Origin of the sequence: Sphingomonas sediminicola, from assembly GCF_049991885.1 — a bacterium.
GTDB classification, from domain to species: domain Bacteria; phylum Pseudomonadota; class Alphaproteobacteria; order Sphingomonadales; family Sphingomonadaceae; genus Sphingomicrobium; species Sphingomicrobium sediminicola.
In genome coordinates this window covers 301,148-319,194 of sequence record NZ_CP178916.1, presented here as the reverse complement: position 1 = coordinate 319,194, position 18,047 = coordinate 301,148, and the positions used below count along the sequence as shown (strand labels likewise).

The following is an 18,047-nucleotide window of genomic DNA, read 5'->3' as shown; positions in this document are numbered from 1 at the left end:
GCACCTTAAGGCCGCCTTTGCCGGACGCAACGGGGGTGAAACTATTCGGTTGTCGCCCCGTCCCATTCTTCCTTGTGATGACGCGCTTCGGCGTCCTCCTTCGTGCGCTGGACGATCTTGTCCTTGTGCTCGGGCGGGCCGTAGATCGTGTAGAGCCGAAGTGGCTCGGTCCCCGTGTTGCGCACGTTGTGGCGAGCGCCAGCGGGAACGATCACGGCGAAATCGTCCATCACCGGATTTTCGCGGCCGTCGATGTCCACCGATCCCTGCCCTTCCTCGACCCGGAAGAACTGATCGCGGTCCTCGTGGACTTCCTCACCGATCTCTTCGCCCGGCTGGAGGGTCATCAGCACGAGCTGCAGATGCTGCCCGGTATAAATGACGTGGCGGAAGTTCTCATTGTCGACCGTCAGCCGCTCGATATCGTCGCAAAAACCCCGCTTCATGAGATGCCCTCTTCGTTCGCTGGATACTCGTTCAGAACGCACAACCGTCGCCGAGCCATGTTGTTCAGCCATCTCAGCTTTTCAACGGATCGTTGCCCCAGTTCATGAGCGAATAGCGCCAGCGCGAGGTCGCAATATTGGCGGGCTCCTGCGCCCTGTGACGGCGCACGTAACCGACAACCTTTCGCATGTGGGCATAGTCGTCGTCGCTTAGCTCGACCTTCTTCTTACCGAGGATGTCGACAATGCGCCGGCCGCTGGCGTGGCCGACACTTTCGCCCGTTCCCTTGCCGCCCTTGGCCCTCCAGCCGACCGCGCGGCTCTCTTTGGTGTCCAGCCATTTCTTCAGCTCCGAAGCGGTCATGTTCACTGCTTCGTCGAAGTCCTTGCGGACCTTGTCGCGATCGATCTCTGCCATTCCTCCACAACGCTCGTCGCGGGGAGCGGCTCAATACGGACGAAAGGCTTAGTGGCCCGGAGGCACCAGTTCGCCGCCCTTCACGACGGCAGCCGGGCGCTCAAGGACCCGGATATCGCGGAGCGGATCGCCGTCTACCGCCACGATATCGCCGTAGCGGCCGACCTGGATCTCGCCGACGTCGTTGCGGCCGAGGGCCTCCGACGCATTCTTGGTCGCGGCCTGGATCGCCTCGAGCGGGGTCATTCCGTACTGGACCATGACCGCGAACTGCTGACCCACCATTGCGTGTGGCATGACCCCCGCATCAGACCCGAAGATCATGCGAACGCCGGCCTGGTGAGCCTTGCGGAAATTGTCGCGCTGGGCCTGCCCGATCTCGCGGTCCTTGCGGATGTTCTCCTCAAGCTCGCCATTCTTGCGGCCTTCTGCCTGCGTGTAGTCGGTGTTCTTGATATCCATCGAGAACCAGACCGGCCGCTTGCGCGCCTTTGCGAGCTTGATGCTCTCGTCATCGAGAAGGCTGGCGTGCTCTATGGTGTCGATACCGGCGCGGATCGCGGCATTGATGCCGCTGGCGCCGTGCGCATGGGCGGCGACGCGAAGGCCCTGCATATGCGCCTCGTCAGCGATGGCGCGAAGCTCATCCTCGGTGAGCTGCTGCTGCCCCGGCGTATCGCCGCGCGAGAAGACGCCGCCCGTCGCGCAAACCTTGATCACCTCGGCCCCGAACTTCCGCTGGCGGCGAACCTGGTACTTCAGCTCCTCCGGGCTGTCGCCGATGCCCTCTTCCTTCTCCTTTTTCTGGAGCTCGGGCGGGAGATAGGTGTCGTCACAATGGCCGCCAGTGGCGCCAAGCGCATGGCCGGCCGGAACAATGCGCGGGCCGACGACGTAACCGGCCTCGATGGCCTGCTTCAGACCGACGTCCGCCCACTCGCCCGATCCGACCACGCGCATGGTCGTGAAGCCGCCATTGAGCATGTCGCGGGCGGTGCTAGTCGCGACGGCCGGCCAGAAGCTTCCGGTATATTCGAGGAAGCGGTAGCCGCCGATGTCCGCCGGCCCGAGATGCGTGTGCATGTCGATCAGGCCGGGAAGCAGGGTCCGGTTGCCGAGATCGATATGCTTGACGTCGGCGCCCCAGCGCACCGTACGTGCATCGGCGATCGACGTGATGTGACCGGTGTCGTCGACGAAGATCGCCGGGTTCGGCACGTAGCGCCCGGTCTCGACGTCGAGCATCCTTTCGCCTGTAATCACCGTCGCCGCCGTCGCGGGGGAAACGACTGCAGAAGCAGCGAGGAGGGAAAGAACGACACGTCGGATCATCTGGAACCCCCTAAGCGAAATCGAGCCATAGCCTGGTAATCTTCTTCGCAGGCATCGGCGACCGCTTGCAAGTGGGCATCGAGCACCGGAAGTTCGGCGTCTTCCTCGCCCTCGAAACCGGTGCTGGCCTCGACACGGCCGTACCAGTGCGACGCCCAGACCCCGTCCTCCGGGTGACGGCCAGTTGACCAGTGCAACATCGCTTCCCTCCAAGGGATTTCGAGCGCATTGCAGAGCGCCGACAGCGTGCCCGCCGGGTCGGCCAGAACATCGGCCGAATCCACCACCGGAGGCGGACCCCCGAGCCTGTCGGACTCGCGGTCGAAGAACTCGCGAACGACACGAACGCCGAGATCGCTTGCCTCCACCGTTTCACGCTTGCGGGCGTAGGACGCGACCATGCGTCGTGGATCGCGGATCAGGAAAGCATGGGTCACATTGCGGATGTCGTCTGGCGCGACCGGTCCCACCATGTGATGCGCCATTTGCTTCTGATACCAGAGCGGGGAATCGTCGGGCGGATCGCCTGCCATCGCTTCGGCAATTCGGTGCCAGTCCGTCTCCATCGACGCGATTACCGCGTCGCGCATCGGATGGTCCGCGCCAAACTCTTTCAGGAAGGCGCCATAGAAGGGCTCGTCGCTGACGAAGCAATCGGGGCGGGATGAAAAGCTGCGCATCATTGCGGTCGAGATGTTCCGGGGGCCCGACCACATGGCGATGCGCCGGGTCACTGACGATTGCGTCCCGATACGTCCTGGCCGAGCTTCTTGCGGTAAAGCTGCTGCAACCGCTCGACCATCGGTCCGCGCTCGGAACCGATCACCCGTCCGTCGATGGTGCCGACTGGAGCGACGCCCGCGAACGTGCCGGTCGTGAACGCCTCGTCCGCGCCATAAACGTCGGTCAGCGAGAAGTTGCGCTCGAACGCAGGAATGCCGGCCTCTCGCGCAACTTCCAGCACCAGCCCGCGCGTGATGCCGTCGAGGCAATAGTCGCCGCTCGACGTCCACACCTCGCCGTTGCGAACGATGAAGAAATGGGTGGAATTGCAAGTTGCGACGAAGCCGTGAGGATCGAGCATCAGCGCCTCATCCGCGCCCGCCTCGGCAGCCTGGATGCAGGCAGTGATGCAGTTCAACTTGCTGTGACTGTTGAGCTTCGGATCCTGCACGTCCGGATAGCCGCGGCGCACGTGAACGGTGAACAGCTTCAGCATTCGCGTCGCGGTTTCCGGGACCGGCTCCTTCCACTCCGGAATGATGACGATTGTCGCCGGGGAAATGACCACTCGCGGGTCCTGATAAGGAGTCGAGCGAATGCCGCGCGTCACCATCAGGCGAATATGGACCCCGTCGCCATCCATCCTGTTGGCGTCGAGCAGGGCAAACAGCCGCCGCTCCAGGTCCTCGCGCGACACGCCGATGTCCATCGCGATCGCCTTTGCCCCGCGATAGAGCCGGTCGAGGTGGCGATCGAGGAACGCGATTCGACCCTGGTGGACCCGCAACCCTTCCCAAACGCCGTCTCCCAGCATGAACCCGCTGTCGAAGACCGACACCGTCGCCTGTGGACGCGGCACGAGCGCGCCGTTGACGTCGATCAGCACCTCCGCGTTGCGGGGGTCTGGCACGAAATGATGCGTCCCGGTCGCTTGGGTCACGCGCCGACGCTAGCGACCCCGGCGATGCTGTCCAGCCTCAGCCGCCGAAAGGCAGTGCGTCCGGAACCTCGTATATCTCGACCGCGCCGATCCGGATAACGCTGGTATCATCCCGGCGCTCGACGCGGAACGGCGCGGAAGCGTCGCTCGAAACGGCCCGCCCGTTGCGGAAAAGGATCGTGCGCTCGCCGCCGTCGGGAGTGTCGAGATGGAGCGTGGCCGATCCCGGGCGACGGACGACCCCGGCCTTGCACATGCCGAAGGCGGCATTCAGGACTGTCCGGCAGCGCACAAGCGACGTCGCGTGATAGGGAGTTCCAGGGACAAGCGCGTCGCCAGGATGATGCGGCGGCGCATTGGCATGACCCGCGCCGAGGCGTCCGCCGCCGACCGCAACGTCGAGCCGATATCTTGCGACCTCGCCGCGCCGCGCGGTGGCACGCATCTGATAGACGCGGATCGTGTACGCGCCATTCTTGGCGGTTGTTCCGCTGAAAGTCTGCGTGCCCATCGAACTGTTGTAGATCGCAGCATCCTTCGATCCGGGTTCGAGAATGTTGAAATATGGCGAGCCGCGGGTCGTGCGAAGTGACACGTTCATCTGCTGGCCCGCGCGCACGGCTATCCGGTAGTCGATAAACTGGTAGCCCTTGATCGAGCCGTTGACGGCCGCCGACGATGCGCCGCTCGCGAAGGTGATCGGGATCACGGCTTGTGAAAACGCGGGCGACAGCACGAATGGCGTAGTCGCCAGCAAGGCGGCGAATAGAACGAACTTCGGCTTCATGGTCTCGTTCCTTCCCAATCGGTCAGGAAGATGCCCCCGTTTCGCCTTCGGCACTGACTCGGCGGGGTTGAAGCTAAATGAAACAGGTGACCGATCAACGGGCCAAAAGGCCGTATTCAGATGTGGATCACGCGGCCGAAGGCGGCGAGGACGCTTTCGTGCATCATCTCGCTGAGAGTCGGGTGTGGGAAGACGGTCTGGATGAAGTCGTCCTCCACCAGCTCGGCGGTCTTGCCGACAGTATAGCCCTGGATCAGCTCGGTGACCTCGGCGCCGATCATGTGCGCGCCGAGCAACTCACCGGTCTTGGCGTCGAATACCGTCTTCACGAAGCCCTCGACCTCGCCCAGCGCGATCGCCTTGCCGTTGCCGATGAAGGGGAACTTGCCGACCTTCACCTCGTAGCCCTTTTCCTTGGCCGCAGCTTCGGTCAGGCCGACGGATGCGACCTGCGGGCGACAGTAGGTGCAGCCCGGAATGTTCTTCGGGTCGGTCGGATGCGGGTGCGCATCCTTATTCCCGAGTTCCTTGGCGATGGCCTCGGCAGCGGTCACGCCCTCATGGCTCGCCTTGTGCGCGAGCCAGGGCGGAGCGGTCACATCTCCGATCGCCCAGATACCTGGCACGTTCGTGCGGCACATAGGGTCGGTGTCGATGTGTCCCTTGGTCGTCTTCACGTTCAGTGCCTCTAGCCCGATGTTCTCCGTGTTCGGAACAATGCCGACGGCGACAATCGCATGGCTGAACCGATGCTCCGTGACCTTGCCATCCTTGGCCTTGATCTTGGCGGTGACACCCTTTGCGTCCGGCGTCAGGCTCTCGACGCCCGCGGACGTCAGCACCTGCATGCCCTGCTTGGTGACCTGCTTCTCGAGGAAAGCGCTGACTTCCGCATCCTCGACCGGAACGATGCGGTCGAGCATTTCGACCACCGTTACCTTGGCGCCGAGGTCGACGTAGAAGCTCGCGAACTCGATCCCGATCGCACCGGAGCCGATGACCAGAAGCTCGGTCGGCATTTCCGTCGGAGTCATAGCGTGGCGATAGGTCCAGATGCGTTTGCCGTCGGCCTTCGCGAACGGGAGATCGCGCGCTCGCGCGCCGGTGGCGATGATGATGTGCTTGGCGGCAAGTTCCGTCGCCTTGCCGTCCGCGCCAGTAACGGAAAGCTTTCCTTTCCCGGTGAGCTTGCCCTCGCCCATGTGCACGGCGATCTTGTTCTTCTTCATCAGGTGCGTGACGCCCTGATTGAGCTGCTTGGCCACGGCACGACTGCGCGCGACGACCTTGTCGATCTTGAAGCCGGCCTTGATCGCTTCGAGCCCGTAGGCGTCGGCATGCTGAATCTGGTGGAAGATCTCCGCCGAGCGAAGCAGCGCCTTGGTGGGGATGCAGCCCCAGTTGAGGCAGATGCCGCCGAGGTTCTCGCGCTCGACGATCGCGGTCTTGAGGCCAAGCTGGGCAGTGCGGATCGCGGCCACATAACCGCCCGGGCCGGAGCCGAGCACGATAACGTCGTAGGATTCAGCCATTACTTTCCTCTTGTCCCGCTATTTCGCGCGGCCTGTCATTCTCGTCGAGCGCAACGAACTTGAAGCGTCCCCACGCAACGCGCGTCTCGGTGTCTCCGTGCCGCTCGCGTGAAATCGCTTCCGCCGCATAGGTGAGCGATGTCCGCCCGCTTTCAACCAGCTCTACGTACACCGACACTTCGTCGCCGACGCTCGGAGCGCCCTTAAAGCGAAGCTCTTCCGCCGCAACCAGCACCGCTTTGCCGCGAACGACCCGCGACGCCTCGCTGCCAGCGCCAAGCGCCATCTGGCTGATCAGCCATCCGCCAAACACGCCGCCATAGGGATTAAGGTGCGTCGGCATCGCCGTCGCGCGGATGACGGGAATACGGTCAGGCAATGCGAACCATCAACGAGTGTGCCAATTGAAGAAGAGCCGGAATGCCAACGCCGAGCCTAGGAACAGCGGGATCGAGAACAGGAATCCGGGCGATCCCTTGATCGGTCGCACCGTCCCCCACCCCGCCCAGCTATGAAGCCAGCCACCTTCCTGACCGCCGAGCGTAAGCGGAAGCACGAATGCCAGGATTCCGCCGAGAAGAAGTGCAGTCATCCACTTCATAAAATGGCCCCCTCACCTATCACCATCCTAACCTGTTTAGGGCCCCGGCAACAGGAGGTCAGGCGAGCATGCCCAAGGGGTTCTCGACCAGCCGCTTGAAGGCCTGCATCAGCTTGGCCCCATCTGCGCCGTCGATGGCGCGGTGATCGAAACTCCCGGTCGCAGACATCACCGACGCGATCCGAAGGCTGTCGTTGATGACATAGGGCCGCTTCTCGCCCGCACCTATGGCCATGATCATGCCCTGCGGCGGATTGATGACGGCTTCGAACTGCTTGATGCCGTACATGCCCATGTTGGACAGGCTGGCGGTGCCGCCCTGATATTCTTGCGGCTGGAGCTTGCCTTCTTTCGCCCGGCCCGCGAGGTCCTTCATCTCGGTCGAGATTGCGGAAACGCTCTTGGTGTCGGCGCCGACGATGATCGGCGTGATCAGGCCGGCCGGGATTGAGACGGCTACCGAAATGTCGGCGCGGCTGTACTTGAGCAGCTGGTCGCCCGCGAAGCTGACGTTGCACTCCGGCACTTCGATCAGCGCCTGAGCGAGTGCCTTGATGAGGAGGTCGTTGACCGACAGCTTTACGCCACGGCTTTCGAGGCCCGCGTTGAGTTCGCCGCGGAGCTTCAGAAGCGCATCGAGCTGGATATCCACGGTCAGGTAGATGTGCGGGATCTGCTGCTTCGATTCCGTCAGGCGGCGAGCGATCGTCTTGCGGATATTCGAAAGCTTTATCGCCTCGTGCGGGATCGCCTGCTCGATGACACCCGGGAGCACTGCATGGGTCGCAAGCACGGGTGCGGCAGCAGGCGCCCCGGCCGGCGCCGCAGCGGGAGCCTTGCCGACGGCGGCGTCAATGTCCGCACGCACGATGCGCCCGCCCGGGCCCGTGCCCTGAAGCACGTTCAGATCGATGTTCTGGGCCTGCGCAAGCCGGCGGGCCAGCGGAGACGCCTTTACGCGGTCGCCTTCGGCGCGCGGCGCGGCTGCGGGCTGTGGCGGAGTCTCAACGGGTGCCTGTTCGGGGGCGCTTTTTGGCGTTGCATCGGGCTTGGGAGCCGGCGCTGCCGCCTTGGGAGCTTCCACCGGAGCCGTGTCGGCCTTGGGAGCCGCTGCCGAAACGTCCTCGCCCTCGCCTGCCAGAATCGCGATCGGAGCGCCGACCTTCACGCCATCCGTACCCTCGGGAACCAGGATCTTCGCGATCTTGCCTTCATCGACGGCTTCGAACTCCATCGTCGCCTTGTCGGTCTCGATTTCGGCGAGAATGTCTCCGGACTTTACCTCGTCACCCTCTTTCACGAGCCATTTGGCGAGCGTGCCCTCTTCCATCGTCGGGGACAGGGCGGGCATTTTGAGTTCGGTCGGCATGAGCGTCTTTCCGCTTGGACAGGCTCGCGGGCACAAAGCCAATGCGGCGGTCGGGGTCAAGTGGGCGACAGCCGTTTGCGATGCCGCTTGCGCTGAACGACGGATTAACGCAGCACTTGTTCCGCATGGGGGAGAGCGAGCCCAAACGCACTTATCTCGTCGTCATCGACGACAGCCCGGAGGCGCGCGTCGCCCTCCGGTTCGCGGCGCGTCGAGCGATAAAGACCGATGGACTCGTGGAAGTGCTGGCGATCGTCGAGCCGCAGGATTTCGTTCAGTGGGGCGGAGTCCAGGCAGCCATCGAGGAAGAGCAGAAACTGCGGATCGAGGGGATCGTCAGCGGCGCCGTCGGCGAGATCATGGACGAGTCGGGCCTGAAACCCTCGATCGTGATCCGAAGCGGCGAACCGACGAAGGTCGTCCGGGAGTATGTCGGCGAGCGCACGGAAGTTGCTGCGCTCGTCCTGGGAGCCGCTCCGGCCGGAAACCCCGGGCCGCTGGTCGCTCATTTCACGGGTAGCGATGCGGGCAAGCTGCCGTGCCCGGTTATGATCATTCCCGGCTCGCTCGACGACGAGCGGCTCGAACAGCTGAGCTAAAGTATCTTCGCGAGCAGGTCGCAGACCGCGACGCAGCCCGCTTCGTCCTCTTCGGTGAATTGTGATGGGTTCGGGCTGTCAAGGTCGAGAACCGCGATCAGCTTCCCGTCGCGAACGATCGGAACGACCAGCTCGCTTACAGAGGCGGCATCGCAGGCAATGTGGCCGGGGAAAGCGTGGACGTCTTCAACTCGCTGGACCTCCTGTGTTGCAGCCGCCGCGCCGCACACGCCTGTGCCGAACGGAATGCGGATGCAAGCCGGGCGTCCCTGGAAGGGTCCGAGCACCAGTTCGCCATCGACGTTACGGTAGAATCCTGCCCAGTTGAGGTCGGGCAGAGTCTCCCAAATCAAAGCCGCGACATTGGCCATGTTGGCGACGCTATCCGGTTCTCCGGTCGTCAACCCATCGACGGCCGAGAGCAGGTCCCGGTACATGACGGTCTTGTCGGCCGTTTCGATCTTGAAATCGTACATCAGTCGAACTGCACCTTTCCGCGCGTCTGCTTCACCGCGCTGCGCTGCTTCTTCTTGTCGACGCGCTGGGCCTTTGCGGCCCTGCTGGGACGCGTTGGCTTCCGCTTCGCCTGGACGATATGGGCAGCGGCAATCATTTCCGCCAGACGCCGGCGCGCATCCTGCCGGTTGGCGTCCTGCGTGCGGTACTTGCGCGCCGTGATCAGCAATTCGCCAGCGCCGGTCACCTTGCTGCCCGCAATCCGCTTCAGCCGCTCGTAAGCATCCGGATGCAGTCCAAGCCGAAAAAGGTCGACGCGGAGCTGAACCGCCGTCGCTACCTTATTGACGTTCTGCCCGCCCGGGCCAGTCGCGGCGAGGAAACTCTCGCTCAGAGCATCTTCGGGGATGACGACATCCTCAGGCTTCACTGCCCCATTCCCCGAAATAGTCCGGAAGCGGCGCGCTGACGTCGATCGCCGGTTTCTTCTCGCGCGGAACGAAGAGCCGCGACGCGTGAAGAAGCATCGGCCCGCCGGGCACGCCATAAACGCGGTCGCCGACGATGCCCCGGCCGAAGGCCTCGCGCGCGTGCACGCGCAGTTGATGGGTACGCCCCGTCACCGGCCGGAACTCGATCAGCGTGTGGCCGTCACGAACCGAGATTTTCCGCCAGTTGGTCACGGCCTTATCGCCCTTGGGATCGGCGACCATCCGCCATCCCGCCTTCTCGCTCGATTTCTTGCCGAGCGGGAGATCGATTGTGCCCTCGTCCTGATCGACCTCGCCATCGACGACCGCGAGATAATATTTTTCGACCTGGCGTGCTTCGAACGCCTTCTGAAGTGACGACCGTGCCTTGGGCGAACGCGCGAGAAGCAGGCAACCCGACGTATCCTGATCCAGCCGGTGCATCGGCGTCGGCGGCCGTTGAAAACCCTGCTTCAATTCATTGAGCCGTCCGGCAACGCTGTCGCCCCCTCTGCGTGGGGTATCCACTGGCAGGCCCGCGGGCTTGTCGATCACCATCGTTTCGGCGTCGATGAAAAGGATAAGCTGGTCGAGCATCAACGGCCTCTTAGCCGTCTGTGACTCCTGCGCAACGATTCCGAGGGAATCCAGCGCGTTACACATTATTAACCTTTTGCCTTCAGACATCGAATGGTTAATGACCGCTTCAAGGCCGTTAAGAGAGCGTAACGCTTGGCTCTCTCTCAGGCTGAACGGTGGGGGGAAATTCAGATGCGCGTGCTGCTGATCGAGGACGAGCCGACGACCGCCAAGAGCATTGAGCTCATGCTGGGGACGGAAGGCTTCAACGTTTACACAACCGATCTTGGGGAAGAAGGCCTCGATCTCGGCAAGCTCTATGATTACGACATCATCCTTCTCGACCTGAACCTGCCGGACATGCACGGCTACGACGTGCTGAAGAAGCTCCGCACGGCGAAGGTCGGCACCCCGGTCCTGATTCTCTCGGGCATCGGCGAAATGGATTCCAAGGTCCGTGCGCTCGGTTTCGGCGCTGACGACTACGTCACCAAGCCGTTCCACCGCGATGAGCTGGTCGCCCGCATTCATGCGATCGTGCGCCGCTCGAAGGGCCATTCGCAATCGGTCATCCGCACCGGCAAGCTGGCCGTGAACCTCGACGCCAAGACGGTCGAGGTCGACAGTGCCCGCGTGCACCTGACCGGCAAGGAATATGCGATGCTGGAGCTGCTTTCGCTCCGCAAGGGCACGACGCTGACCAAGGAAATGTTCCTGAACCACCTTTACGGCGGCATGGACGAGCCCGAACTCAAGATCATCGACGTGTTCATCTGCAAGCTCCGCAAGAAACTGAGCCTTGCTTGCGGCGGCGCCAACTACATCGAGACCGTCTGGGGCCGCGGCTACGTGCTTCGCGATCCGGACTCCGAAGAGGTGGATCCGCCTGCGGCGGCGGTAGCGTAACAAACTTTCCTGGGGGTGGGTGAAGAGGCGGGGCGCCGAAAATGCGCTCCGCCTTTTTCATTCAGGCGATCCGCTTCAGCCCGTGCAGGCGGACCGCCCTACCCTCTTCGCAGACAGGCGCCCCGACCAGCCGCATCCAACGGCGTCCATCCGTTACCGAATTGATTTCCACATCCAGCGTGAAACCGCGGCGATGCTTGATCGCATGTGCCCGCAATCGCTCCATCGCGGCTCGCGATTCTTCGCAGTAGAGCGCCACGATTTCGTCGCGGCTAATCTTCGCATTACGAGGCAGGCCGAAGATGTCATAGACCCCGCCCGACCAGATCAGGCTGTTGTTGGACAGATCGCATTCCCAGAGGCCGGCGTGATGAAGCGCGAGCGTTCCCACCTGCGCCGGCTCAATGATGTCAGTGACGGCGCTGCTTAGGACGCAGCCAAGGTCGAAATGGCGCGCCTGCTCGAAAATCGGCCAGCTATGGTGGAGAGCCAGCGGCTCCGTGCGCTTCAACTTCGAGGCTCGCCTGTCCTGGGTTCGGCCCATTCACTAGGCCGAACGGGTTAACAGCCACTTGCGGAAAAGCCCCGCGCACGGACCTTAACTCGACCAAGCAGTAACAGCGCGAGAGTTCAGTCCGTTCTGGACGATTTGAGGCGTTGATCAGCAGGCGCTTGCACTCGCCGCGGATGCGCGGCAGCTCTTCATACCTGCTTCGACCAGCGACGTAGAAGCACACCGGTCAAGACTAAGGTCGATCCGAGTCCGATGAAAACCAAATTGAAAAGCACGAATTGGCTGTCCGAGACTGGCTGACCCGTGTTCTTATCCGGAAACGGTATTCCGAAGATGAAATGGGCTATCGAGAATCCTAAGCCGAACAAGAGGAAGACTGATCCAACGTCGACAAATCGACGGGACAATCGCAAGCCTTTCGATCGAGCAAATCCGAAGTACTCTAACAGATCGAAAATCAGGAGCCCCTCTTCAGGCGTTGATCAGCAGGCGCTTGCGTTCGCCGCGGATCGGGAGCGACAGCTGCTCGGGAAGCGCATTGGCCACTTCCGCTTCGGCCTCTTCCATCCGCCGCCACCCGTCACGACCCAGCCGTTCGAGCGGGCGGAAGCGCGTCTTGTAGGCCATGCGCGGCGACCCCTCGACCCAGTAGCCGAGATAGACATAGGGCAGGCTCGCCCTCGCCGCGCGGATAATGTGATCGAGGATAATGTACGTGCCGAGGCCTTTGCGAGATCCCGGTCCGACATCAAAGAAGCTGTAGATCATCGACAGGCCGTCACCCTGCTGGTCAGACAGACAGGCGCCGACCAACTTGCCAGGCCTCCCGCCCTTCGACGGCTCGCGATATTCGACGAGGTAGGTGCGGACAGGTGTCTGCTCGACCATGTCGGCAAAGTCGCTCTCGTCCATTTCGGCCATGCCCCCACCCGGATGACGGATCTCCAGATAACGCTGCAGCAACTCGTACTGCTCCTGTGTCGTCCAGGGCTTGCAGGCGGTGACCTCGAGATCGGCATGCTTGCGCAGCATCTTGCGCTGCGTCGCATTGGGCGTGAATTCCGCTGCAAGCACGCGCACCGACACGCATGCGGAGCAATCGATGCAGCTTGGACGATAAGCGACCGACTGGCTGCGGCGGAATCCAATCCGCCCGAGCGCTTCGTTGAGCTCGCCGGCATGGCGGCCCGACAATTCCGTAAAGACCTTCCGCTCGACCTTGCCCGGCAAATACGGACACGGCGACGGATTGGTCACGAAGAACTTCGGGAACCGGAACGGTGCGCTCAAGCGGACTCGCCTCCCAGATGGTTACGCAACACTTTATGCGACTGGTAAACGTCGATGAAAAGAGTTTGCCCCTCGAAAAGAGGGTTAACGATAGCGCTGTCCCGGAGTGGGAAACTCGGTGAATTAACGCAGGTTAGTCGAGAGACGCCCGTTCAACGTCGAAACCCGCGGATTCCAGCCGTTTCACGACATCATCGATCGCTTCGGCGTCCCTCGCCTCACACTCGACTTCGATCACTGTGTCCTTCGCAGGGAGGCGTGTGAAAATGCGGCTGTGGTTGATCTCGATGATATTGACGCCCGCTTCGTGAAACTTGGCAGTGATCGCGGCCAACGCTCCAGGACGGTCCTGGGCGGCGACGCGAAGCCGCGCAATGCGACCGCAACGGACGAGGTCGCGTACCAGAACATTGGCGAGCAAATGCGTGTCGATGTTCCCGCCGCAAAGCACCGTGCCGACCTTCTTGCCGGCATAACGCTTCGGGTCTCCAAGCATCGCTGCCAGCCCTGCGGCGCCCGCCCCTTCGACAACGCTCTTTTCGATGGCGACCAGCATTGCAACCGCTCGCTCGAGATCCCGCTCCTCGACAAGCCGGACCTCGACTCCGAGGTCTTTCAGGATTCTGCTCGTCAGCTCGCCAGGCTTCTTGACTGCGATGCCTTCCGCGAGCGTGTCGCCGCCGGACGGCATGTTGCAGCCCTCGATCGAGCATTTCATCGAGGGATAAAGCTCCGCCTCGACCCCAATCAACTCGATGTCCGGTTTCAAAGCGCGGGCGGCAATGCCGATGCCCGACATGATCCCGCCTCCGCCAATCGGGATTACCAACGTGTCGAGCCCAGGCGCGTCCTCGAGCATTTCCAGCGCGATCGTGCCCTGGCCCGCAATGATCTGCCGGTCGTCGAACGCGTGGATAAACACGAAGCCCTCTTCGGCTTCCAGCTCGCGCGCCTTCACGAAGGCGTCGTCGACACTGGTTCCGTGAAGGATGACCTTCGCGCCGTGGCCTTCGGTCTGGGTCACTTTGATCGTCGGGGTCGACACCGGCATGACGATCGTCACCGGAATGCCTAGCCTCTTGCCATGATAGGCGACCGCTTGTGCGTGATTGCCCGCCGACGCAGCGATGACTCCGCGCGCCCTTTCTTCGGGAGTAAGCTGCAGCAGTTTGTTGAGCGCGCCGCGTTCCTTGTACGCCGCGGTGAACTGCAGATTCTCGAACTTCAGCCAGACCTCGGCACCAATGATCTCGCTGAGCGTGCGGCTCTTGAGCATCGGGGTGCGCACGACGGCGCCTTCGATGCGCTCGGCGGCGGCGCGGATGTCATCGATGGTGGGAGGCTGAACGCTTGAGGCCTGCAACATGGGCCGCATCGCTAGACCTTCCGCGCCTTCGGAACAATGCTATGCCGCGCTGATGCGCAAAGCCCTTCTCGCCGCGCTCGCGGTGCTCCTGTCCTCACCGGCGCTCGCCGACACCCTCATCGACAACGCCCGCGGGATTCAGGTCGGACCGGATGGCCAATTGCAGCGGTTCAGGGCGCTGGTCGTCAACGACAAGGGCAAGGTCGTGCAGGTCCTTCGGGACGAACAGGATGCGGTCATGCCGATCGCGCGGCGCGTCGATGTCGGCGGGCGCACTCTCCTGCCAGGTCTGATCGATGCGCACGGCCATGTGGTAGATTCGCCGGGCGGCGACATGGGGCTGGGTCTGATGATCCTCCAGCTCGACCTTAACGGCACGTCGTCGATCGCCGACCTGCAAAAAAGGCTGGCGGCCTACGCCAAGGCCAATCCTGGGACAGGCTGGATAGTTGGACGCGGCTGGAACCAAGAGTTGTGGCCGGACAAACGGTTTCCAACGGCCGCCGACCTGGATGCCGTGGTTCCGGGCCGCCCCGTCATGCTCGCGCGAGTGGACGGGCATGCAGTGATAGCCAATTCGGCTGCGCTCAAGACTGCCGGAGTCACGTCCGCCGCCCGCGATCCTCAGGGCGGGAAGATCGAGCGCGGCGCGAAGTCTGAGCCCACGGGCCTTCTCGTCGACAACGCGATCGCACTTGTCGCCAGCCATGTTCCTCAGCCGACCACGGAAATGATGGATCGCGGGCTGGAGGCAGCACAGGAATTCCTGCTCTCGAATGGAATCACGGCTGTTGCCGATATGGGCACGGCGAGAAGCAGCTGGGACGCGATGCAGCGCCTGGGCGCCGCAGGAAAGCTTCGAATGCGGATCATAGCCTATGCCGACGGCTCGCAGCCGCTTGCGAACGAACGCCCGACCGAATGGCAATATGACGACCGGCTGCGGATGGTCGGTTTCAAGCTTTACGCCGATGGAGCGCTTGGGTCGCGCGGGGCATGGCTGAAGCTTCCCTATGCCGACAAGCCGGACACGAGCGGACTGCAGTTCCTCAAGAATGCAGAGCTCTTGGCGAAAGCCGATGAAGCGGCGAGCCGCGGCTTCCAAATCGCGGTTCACGCGATCGGTGATGCCGCCAACGCTCAGGTCATCTCCGCCTACGAGCAGCTTTCGAGAAACTACGGCAAAGATCGGCGCTGGCGGATCGAGCATTTTCAGATTGCGGATCCGGCCGACATCCCGCGCCTGGCGCCTGCGGGGATCATCGCCTCGATGCAGCCGACCCACCAAACCAGCGACCGGCTCATGGCTGAAAAGCGTCTCGGACCGGATCGTCTCAGGGGCGCTTATGCGTGGCAGTCGGTAATCAAGTCCGGCGCGCGGATCGCCTTCGGTTCCGACTTCCCTGTGGAATCGCCCAACCCTTTCCCAGGACTTTCCGCTGCGGTCAGCCGTCAGGACATAAACGGCCAGCCGCAAGGTGGATGGATTCCGGAAGAGCGCGTCAGCTTTGAGCAGGCCTTATCGGGCTTCACTCGAGACGCTGCCTATGCGGGATTTGCAGAGCAGAAGATCGGCGCGCTTGAGCCCGGCAAATGGGCCGACTTCATTATTGTCGACCGCGACATCAGTGCTTCCGATCCGCAGGACCTCGCTCGGACACAGGTCCTGGAAACCTGGGTCGCGGGGAAAAAGGTCTGGTCGCGCGCTAGCGGCGAGGCTGGCGAGCGCGGGAAATGAGCATCGACGGCGTAAGAATCTGAGGCAGTTCCTCGGCATCGCGGCCGGGTTCGTACCAAAGGTAAAGCGGCACCCCCGCGCGGCCTCGGTTCTCCAGGAATCGCGTGATCTCCGGATCGCCGTTGGTCCAGTCGCCTACCAAAGTCTCCACGCCAGCCGCCTTGAACGCGTCCTGCACTTCCGCGCGGTCGATCGCAGCCGCCTCGTTTGCTTTGCACGTCAGGCACCAGTCGGCGGTGAAATAGACGAATACGGGTTTTCCCTGCTTGAGCTCGTCGACGACCGCCTGCTCGCTCCATTTCGCGGCGCCTGCAGGGACGCTCGTTCCGCTAACCGACCGAGCAGGTATGAGCGCGACAAACGTCCCTGCGGCCGCAATCAGGAGCAGGCCAACGAGCCATGCTCCCATCTTCTGCTCTCGCTGCATCTTCCCGATGAAAAGCAGAGATCCAACGACGACGAAGATTGCCCCGGCCGCGAGCCAGAGCCCTTGTGTGCCGGTCTGACGATATAGCAGCCACACGCAGGCAAGGGCCGTGAGGGCCATCGGAATGGACAGGATGCGCTGGAACTTCTGCATCCAAGGTCCCGGCTTTGGCAGCAGCTTCCTGAGTGACGGAGCGAACGCCACCAGCAGGAACGGCAGCGCGAGCCCAAAGCCGAGTGCAGCAAAGACGAGCACCGCGCCTTCGATTGGCAGAAGCAGCGCCGTTCCCAGCGCGGCGCCCAGGAATGGTCCAGCGCAGGGTGTTGCGACAAAAGCCGCCAGCGCGCCGGTCGCGAATCCGCCTGCCGGCTGCATCCGACCTCCGAGCACTGGCAATTCAAACAGGCCCGCGAGGTTTGCCGTGATTGCCGTCGCCAGAAGCAGGAGCAGCATAACTGTCCGCGGGTCCTGCAGCTGGAACGCCCAGCCCGCCTCCGCTCCAGCAGCACGGATGGCTAGCAGGGCGACGCCCAACGCTCCCGTGCCGACGATCGCGCCCAGAGTGTAGGCAAGCGCATCCCGCCTCGCCTCGCGTTCGTGCCCGCCGCTTTTCGCGAGGTGCAAAGCCTTGAGCGCGAGGATCGGAAAGACGCACGGCATCAGATTGAGGAGCAATCCGCCTGCGATCGCGCCGAGTACCGCCCAAAGAATTGCGTTCGTGCCGGTCTCACCGAGCGCCCGTCCCCCCGTCGGCACGTCGCCGGGCACGGCGTGCAACTCCAGCCCCTTGCCGTCTCCGAGAGCCAGCACACCCGCGAAGTCCTTCGGCTCGCCCGACCGGCGCGGCAGCTCGGCAATCAGCAGGTCATCCAGCCGCCGGAAGTGCTGCCTGGCCGCATAATCCACCGGGCCGTCAGCCGCAGGGAACAGATAAGGCTCCTCAACCGCGACGTCCCGCGGCAGCGGCACGGCCACGCGCAGCTTGTCGCCGGCGATCTCGAATTTGGCCGGAGTCACCAGCGCGCGCGGGAGTGCTCGACGCCATTCGTCGAACTGTGCCCGATAGTCTGGCGGGCCGGTTCCGACGACCACTTCGGTCGCCATCGTCCCGTTTTCCGGAACGCAAATCTTGTCGGTGCAGGCGAGCCAGAGCGCGCTCGCGCGCACCGGAATCACGCCTTTCGCGTCCTTCGGGACTTTCAGCCGGACGAGCACGGCATAATCATGTTCGTAGACGTAGTTCATGATGCCAGCGATGCTCAGCCGGCCCGGCACCGGATAGCGCAACGGCCCGACCGAATAGCCTGGCGGGAGCTCCCATTTGACCGACATCGGCAGGCCGGCGTCGCCCGGGTTGAGCCAGTAACCGTGCCAGCCCGGCTGCGTCCGCATCTCGATCGCAAGCTCGACCTCGCCACCGGGCTGTACCGGACCTTCGGCGACGAGTTGCGGCTCGATTCCGCGCGCCTGCGCAATCGCCGGAGCGAACAGGAGCATGAGCAGGATCAGCAGGCGCCGGACCATCACCCAATCCGGTACAGACGAACCGCTTGA

Annotated in this window: 20 protein-coding genes; 3 read left to right on the top strand and 17 right to left on the bottom strand. The window is 63.1% G+C overall.

Going from position 1 to position 18,047, the window contains the following annotated elements; translation table 11 throughout:
• Window positions 1-41: 41 nt before the first annotated feature.
• The 10 genes from ACMC5O_RS01630 to ACMC5O_RS01585 form a co-directional block, all read right to left on the bottom strand.
• Window positions 42-446, bottom strand: a complete 405-nt coding sequence (locus ACMC5O_RS01630) for a cupin domain-containing protein (RefSeq protein WP_187707977.1) — start codon at window positions 444-446, stop codon at window positions 42-44.
• A 73-nt stretch (window positions 447-519) separates the two neighbouring features.
• Window positions 520-864, bottom strand: coding sequence for a DUF3140 domain-containing protein (locus ACMC5O_RS01625; protein ID WP_187707978.1), 345 nt, complete (start codon window positions 862-864; stop codon window positions 520-522).
• A gap of 48 nt (window positions 865-912) precedes the next feature.
• Window positions 913-2,196, bottom strand: coding sequence for a metal-dependent hydrolase family protein (locus ACMC5O_RS01620; RefSeq protein ID WP_187707979.1), 1,284 nt, complete (start codon window positions 2,194-2,196; stop codon window positions 913-915).
• A complete protein-coding gene (locus ACMC5O_RS01615; RefSeq protein WP_426693146.1) occupies window positions 2,193-2,930 on the bottom strand; it encodes an HAD family hydrolase in 738 nt (245 codons plus the stop codon). The genes ACMC5O_RS01620 and ACMC5O_RS01615 overlap by 4 nt, the downstream gene beginning before the upstream one ends.
• Window positions 2,927-3,859: an aminotransferase class IV gene (locus ACMC5O_RS01610; RefSeq protein WP_187707981.1), complete on the bottom strand. Its 933-nt coding sequence runs from the start codon at window positions 3,857-3,859 to the stop codon at window positions 2,927-2,929. Before ACMC5O_RS01610 ends, ACMC5O_RS01615 begins: the two co-directional genes overlap by 4 nt.
• A gap of 37 nt (window positions 3,860-3,896) precedes the next feature.
• The gene (locus tag ACMC5O_RS01605; protein WP_187707982.1) at window positions 3,897-4,646 is read right to left on the bottom strand and encodes a hypothetical protein; all 750 of its coding nucleotides are present in this window, start codon (window positions 4,644-4,646) and stop codon (window positions 3,897-3,899) included.
• A gap of 116 nt (window positions 4,647-4,762) precedes the next feature.
• Window positions 4,763-6,178, bottom strand: a complete 1,416-nt coding sequence (gene lpdA / locus ACMC5O_RS01600) for a dihydrolipoyl dehydrogenase (protein WP_187707983.1) — start codon at window positions 6,176-6,178, stop codon at window positions 4,763-4,765.
• Entirely contained in the window at window positions 6,171-6,521 is a 351-nt protein-coding gene (locus ACMC5O_RS01595; RefSeq protein ID WP_187709947.1) for an acyl-CoA thioesterase, read from the bottom strand. Before ACMC5O_RS01595 ends, lpdA begins: the two co-directional genes overlap by 8 nt.
• A gap of 45 nt (window positions 6,522-6,566) precedes the next feature.
• A complete protein-coding gene (locus ACMC5O_RS01590; protein ID WP_426693145.1) occupies window positions 6,567-6,779 on the bottom strand; it encodes a hypothetical protein in 213 nt (70 codons plus the stop codon).
• A gap of 58 nt (window positions 6,780-6,837) precedes the next feature.
• On the bottom strand, window positions 6,838-8,148 hold the full coding sequence (locus tag ACMC5O_RS01585; RefSeq protein ID WP_187707984.1) for a pyruvate dehydrogenase complex dihydrolipoamide acetyltransferase: 1,311 nt from the start codon (window positions 8,146-8,148) through the stop codon (window positions 6,838-6,840).
• A 125-nt stretch (window positions 8,149-8,273) separates the two neighbouring features.
• Here ACMC5O_RS01585 and ACMC5O_RS01580 point away from each other — a divergent pair, with 125 nt between their 5' ends.
• Window positions 8,274-8,747, top strand: coding sequence for a universal stress protein (locus ACMC5O_RS01580; RefSeq protein ID WP_187707985.1), 474 nt, complete (start codon window positions 8,274-8,276; stop codon window positions 8,745-8,747).
• Here ACMC5O_RS01580 and ACMC5O_RS01575 read toward each other — a convergent pair.
• Genes ACMC5O_RS01575 through ACMC5O_RS01565 form a run of 3 tightly spaced genes read right to left on the bottom strand, consistent with a single transcriptional unit; the run spans window position 8,744 to window position 10,270 of the window.
• On the bottom strand, window positions 8,744-9,223 hold the full coding sequence (locus tag ACMC5O_RS01575; protein ID WP_187707986.1) for a GAF domain-containing protein: 480 nt from the start codon (window positions 9,221-9,223) through the stop codon (window positions 8,744-8,746). The genes ACMC5O_RS01580 and ACMC5O_RS01575 overlap by 4 nt on opposite strands.
• Window positions 9,223-9,633, bottom strand: coding sequence for an alternative ribosome rescue aminoacyl-tRNA hydrolase ArfB (gene arfB, locus ACMC5O_RS01570; protein ID WP_246444074.1), 411 nt, complete (start codon window positions 9,631-9,633; stop codon window positions 9,223-9,225). Before arfB ends, ACMC5O_RS01575 begins: the two co-directional genes overlap by 1 nt.
• Window positions 9,623-10,270 (bottom strand): RluA family pseudouridine synthase, encoded by a 648-nt coding sequence (locus tag ACMC5O_RS01565; RefSeq protein WP_426693144.1) that lies wholly within the window; start codon window positions 10,268-10,270, stop codon window positions 9,623-9,625. Before ACMC5O_RS01565 ends, arfB begins: the two co-directional genes overlap by 11 nt.
• A 174-nt stretch (window positions 10,271-10,444) precedes the next feature.
• Here ACMC5O_RS01565 and ctrA point away from each other — a divergent pair, with 174 nt between their 5' ends.
• On the top strand, window positions 10,445-11,158 hold the full coding sequence (ctrA, locus tag ACMC5O_RS01560) for a response regulator transcription factor CtrA (RefSeq protein WP_187707988.1): 714 nt from the start codon (window positions 10,445-10,447) through the stop codon (window positions 11,156-11,158).
• A gap of 61 nt (window positions 11,159-11,219) precedes the next feature.
• Here ctrA and ACMC5O_RS01555 read toward each other — a convergent pair whose 3' ends face one another.
• The 3 genes from ACMC5O_RS01555 to ACMC5O_RS01545 form a co-directional block, all read right to left on the bottom strand.
• Window positions 11,220-11,702 carry a hypothetical protein gene (locus ACMC5O_RS01555; RefSeq protein WP_187707989.1) on the bottom strand — a complete coding sequence of 161 codons (483 nt, stop codon included), beginning with the start codon at window positions 11,700-11,702 and terminating at the stop codon, window positions 11,220-11,222.
• Window positions 11,703-12,143: 441 nt separating this feature from the next.
• Window positions 12,144-12,962 carry an arginyltransferase gene (locus ACMC5O_RS01550; protein WP_187707990.1) on the bottom strand — a complete coding sequence of 273 codons (819 nt, stop codon included), beginning with the start codon at window positions 12,960-12,962 and terminating at the stop codon, window positions 12,144-12,146.
• Between the two features lie 133 nt (window positions 12,963-13,095).
• Window positions 13,096-14,328, bottom strand: a complete 1,233-nt coding sequence (locus ACMC5O_RS01545) for a threonine ammonia-lyase (RefSeq protein ID WP_426693143.1) — start codon at window positions 14,326-14,328, stop codon at window positions 13,096-13,098.
• Between the two features lie 52 nt (window positions 14,329-14,380).
• On the opposite strand from ACMC5O_RS01545, the gene ACMC5O_RS01540 reads away from it, so the two are divergent.
• Entirely contained in the window at window positions 14,381-16,066 is a 1,686-nt protein-coding gene (locus ACMC5O_RS01540; protein WP_187707992.1) for an amidohydrolase, read from the top strand.
• On the opposite strand, the gene ACMC5O_RS01535 is transcribed toward ACMC5O_RS01540, so the two are convergent.
• Window positions 16,035-18,017, bottom strand: a complete 1,983-nt coding sequence (locus ACMC5O_RS01535) for a protein-disulfide reductase DsbD family protein (RefSeq protein ID WP_426693142.1) — start codon at window positions 18,015-18,017, stop codon at window positions 16,035-16,037. The two genes, ACMC5O_RS01540 and ACMC5O_RS01535, sit on opposite strands and share 32 nt — an antisense overlap.
• Window positions 18,018-18,047 lie beyond the last annotated feature (30 nt).

Coding starts and splice junctions, on each gene's coding strand:
- ACMC5O_RS01620 (WP_187707979.1), bottom strand. CDS start 2,196: ATGATCCGACGTGTCGTTCTTTCCCTCCTCGCTGCTTCTGCAGTCGTT.
- ACMC5O_RS01555 (WP_187707989.1), bottom strand. CDS start 11,702: ATGGGCCGAACCCAGGACAGGCGAGCCTCGAAGTTGAAGCGCACGGAG.
- ctrA (WP_187707988.1), top strand. CDS start 10,445: ATGCGCGTGCTGCTGATCGAGGACGAGCCGACGACCGCCAAGAGCATT.
- ACMC5O_RS01595 (WP_187709947.1), bottom strand. CDS start 6,521: ATGCCGACGCACCTTAATCCCTATGGCGGCGTGTTTGGCGGATGGCTG.
- ACMC5O_RS01605 (WP_187707982.1), bottom strand. CDS start 4,646: ATGAAGCCGAAGTTCGTTCTATTCGCCGCCTTGCTGGCGACTACGCCA.
- ACMC5O_RS01590 (WP_426693145.1), bottom strand. CDS start 6,779: ATGAAGTGGATGACTGCACTTCTTCTCGGCGGAATCCTGGCATTCGTG.
- lpdA (WP_187707983.1), bottom strand. CDS start 6,178: ATGGCTGAATCCTACGACGTTATCGTGCTCGGCTCCGGCCCGGGCGGT.
- ACMC5O_RS01580 (WP_187707985.1), top strand. CDS start 8,274: ATGGGGGAGAGCGAGCCCAAACGCACTTATCTCGTCGTCATCGACGAC.
- ACMC5O_RS01585 (WP_187707984.1), bottom strand. CDS start 8,148: ATGCCGACCGAACTCAAAATGCCCGCCCTGTCCCCGACGATGGAAGAG.
- ACMC5O_RS01545 (WP_426693143.1), bottom strand. CDS start 14,328: ATGTTGCAGGCCTCAAGCGTTCAGCCTCCCACCATCGATGACATCCGC.
- ACMC5O_RS01630 (WP_187707977.1), bottom strand. CDS start 446: ATGAAGCGGGGTTTTTGCGACGATATCGAGCGGCTGACGGTCGACAAT.
- ACMC5O_RS01575 (WP_187707986.1), bottom strand. CDS start 9,223: ATGTACGATTTCAAGATCGAAACGGCCGACAAGACCGTCATGTACCGG.
- ACMC5O_RS01540 (WP_187707992.1), top strand. CDS start 14,381: ATGCGCAAAGCCCTTCTCGCCGCGCTCGCGGTGCTCCTGTCCTCACCG.
- ACMC5O_RS01535 (WP_426693142.1), bottom strand. CDS start 18,017: ATGGTCCGGCGCCTGCTGATCCTGCTCATGCTCCTGTTCGCTCCGGCG.
- ACMC5O_RS01625 (WP_187707978.1), bottom strand. CDS start 864: ATGGCAGAGATCGATCGCGACAAGGTCCGCAAGGACTTCGACGAAGCA.
- ACMC5O_RS01565 (WP_426693144.1), bottom strand. CDS start 10,270: ATGCTCGACCAGCTTATCCTTTTCATCGACGCCGAAACGATGGTGATC.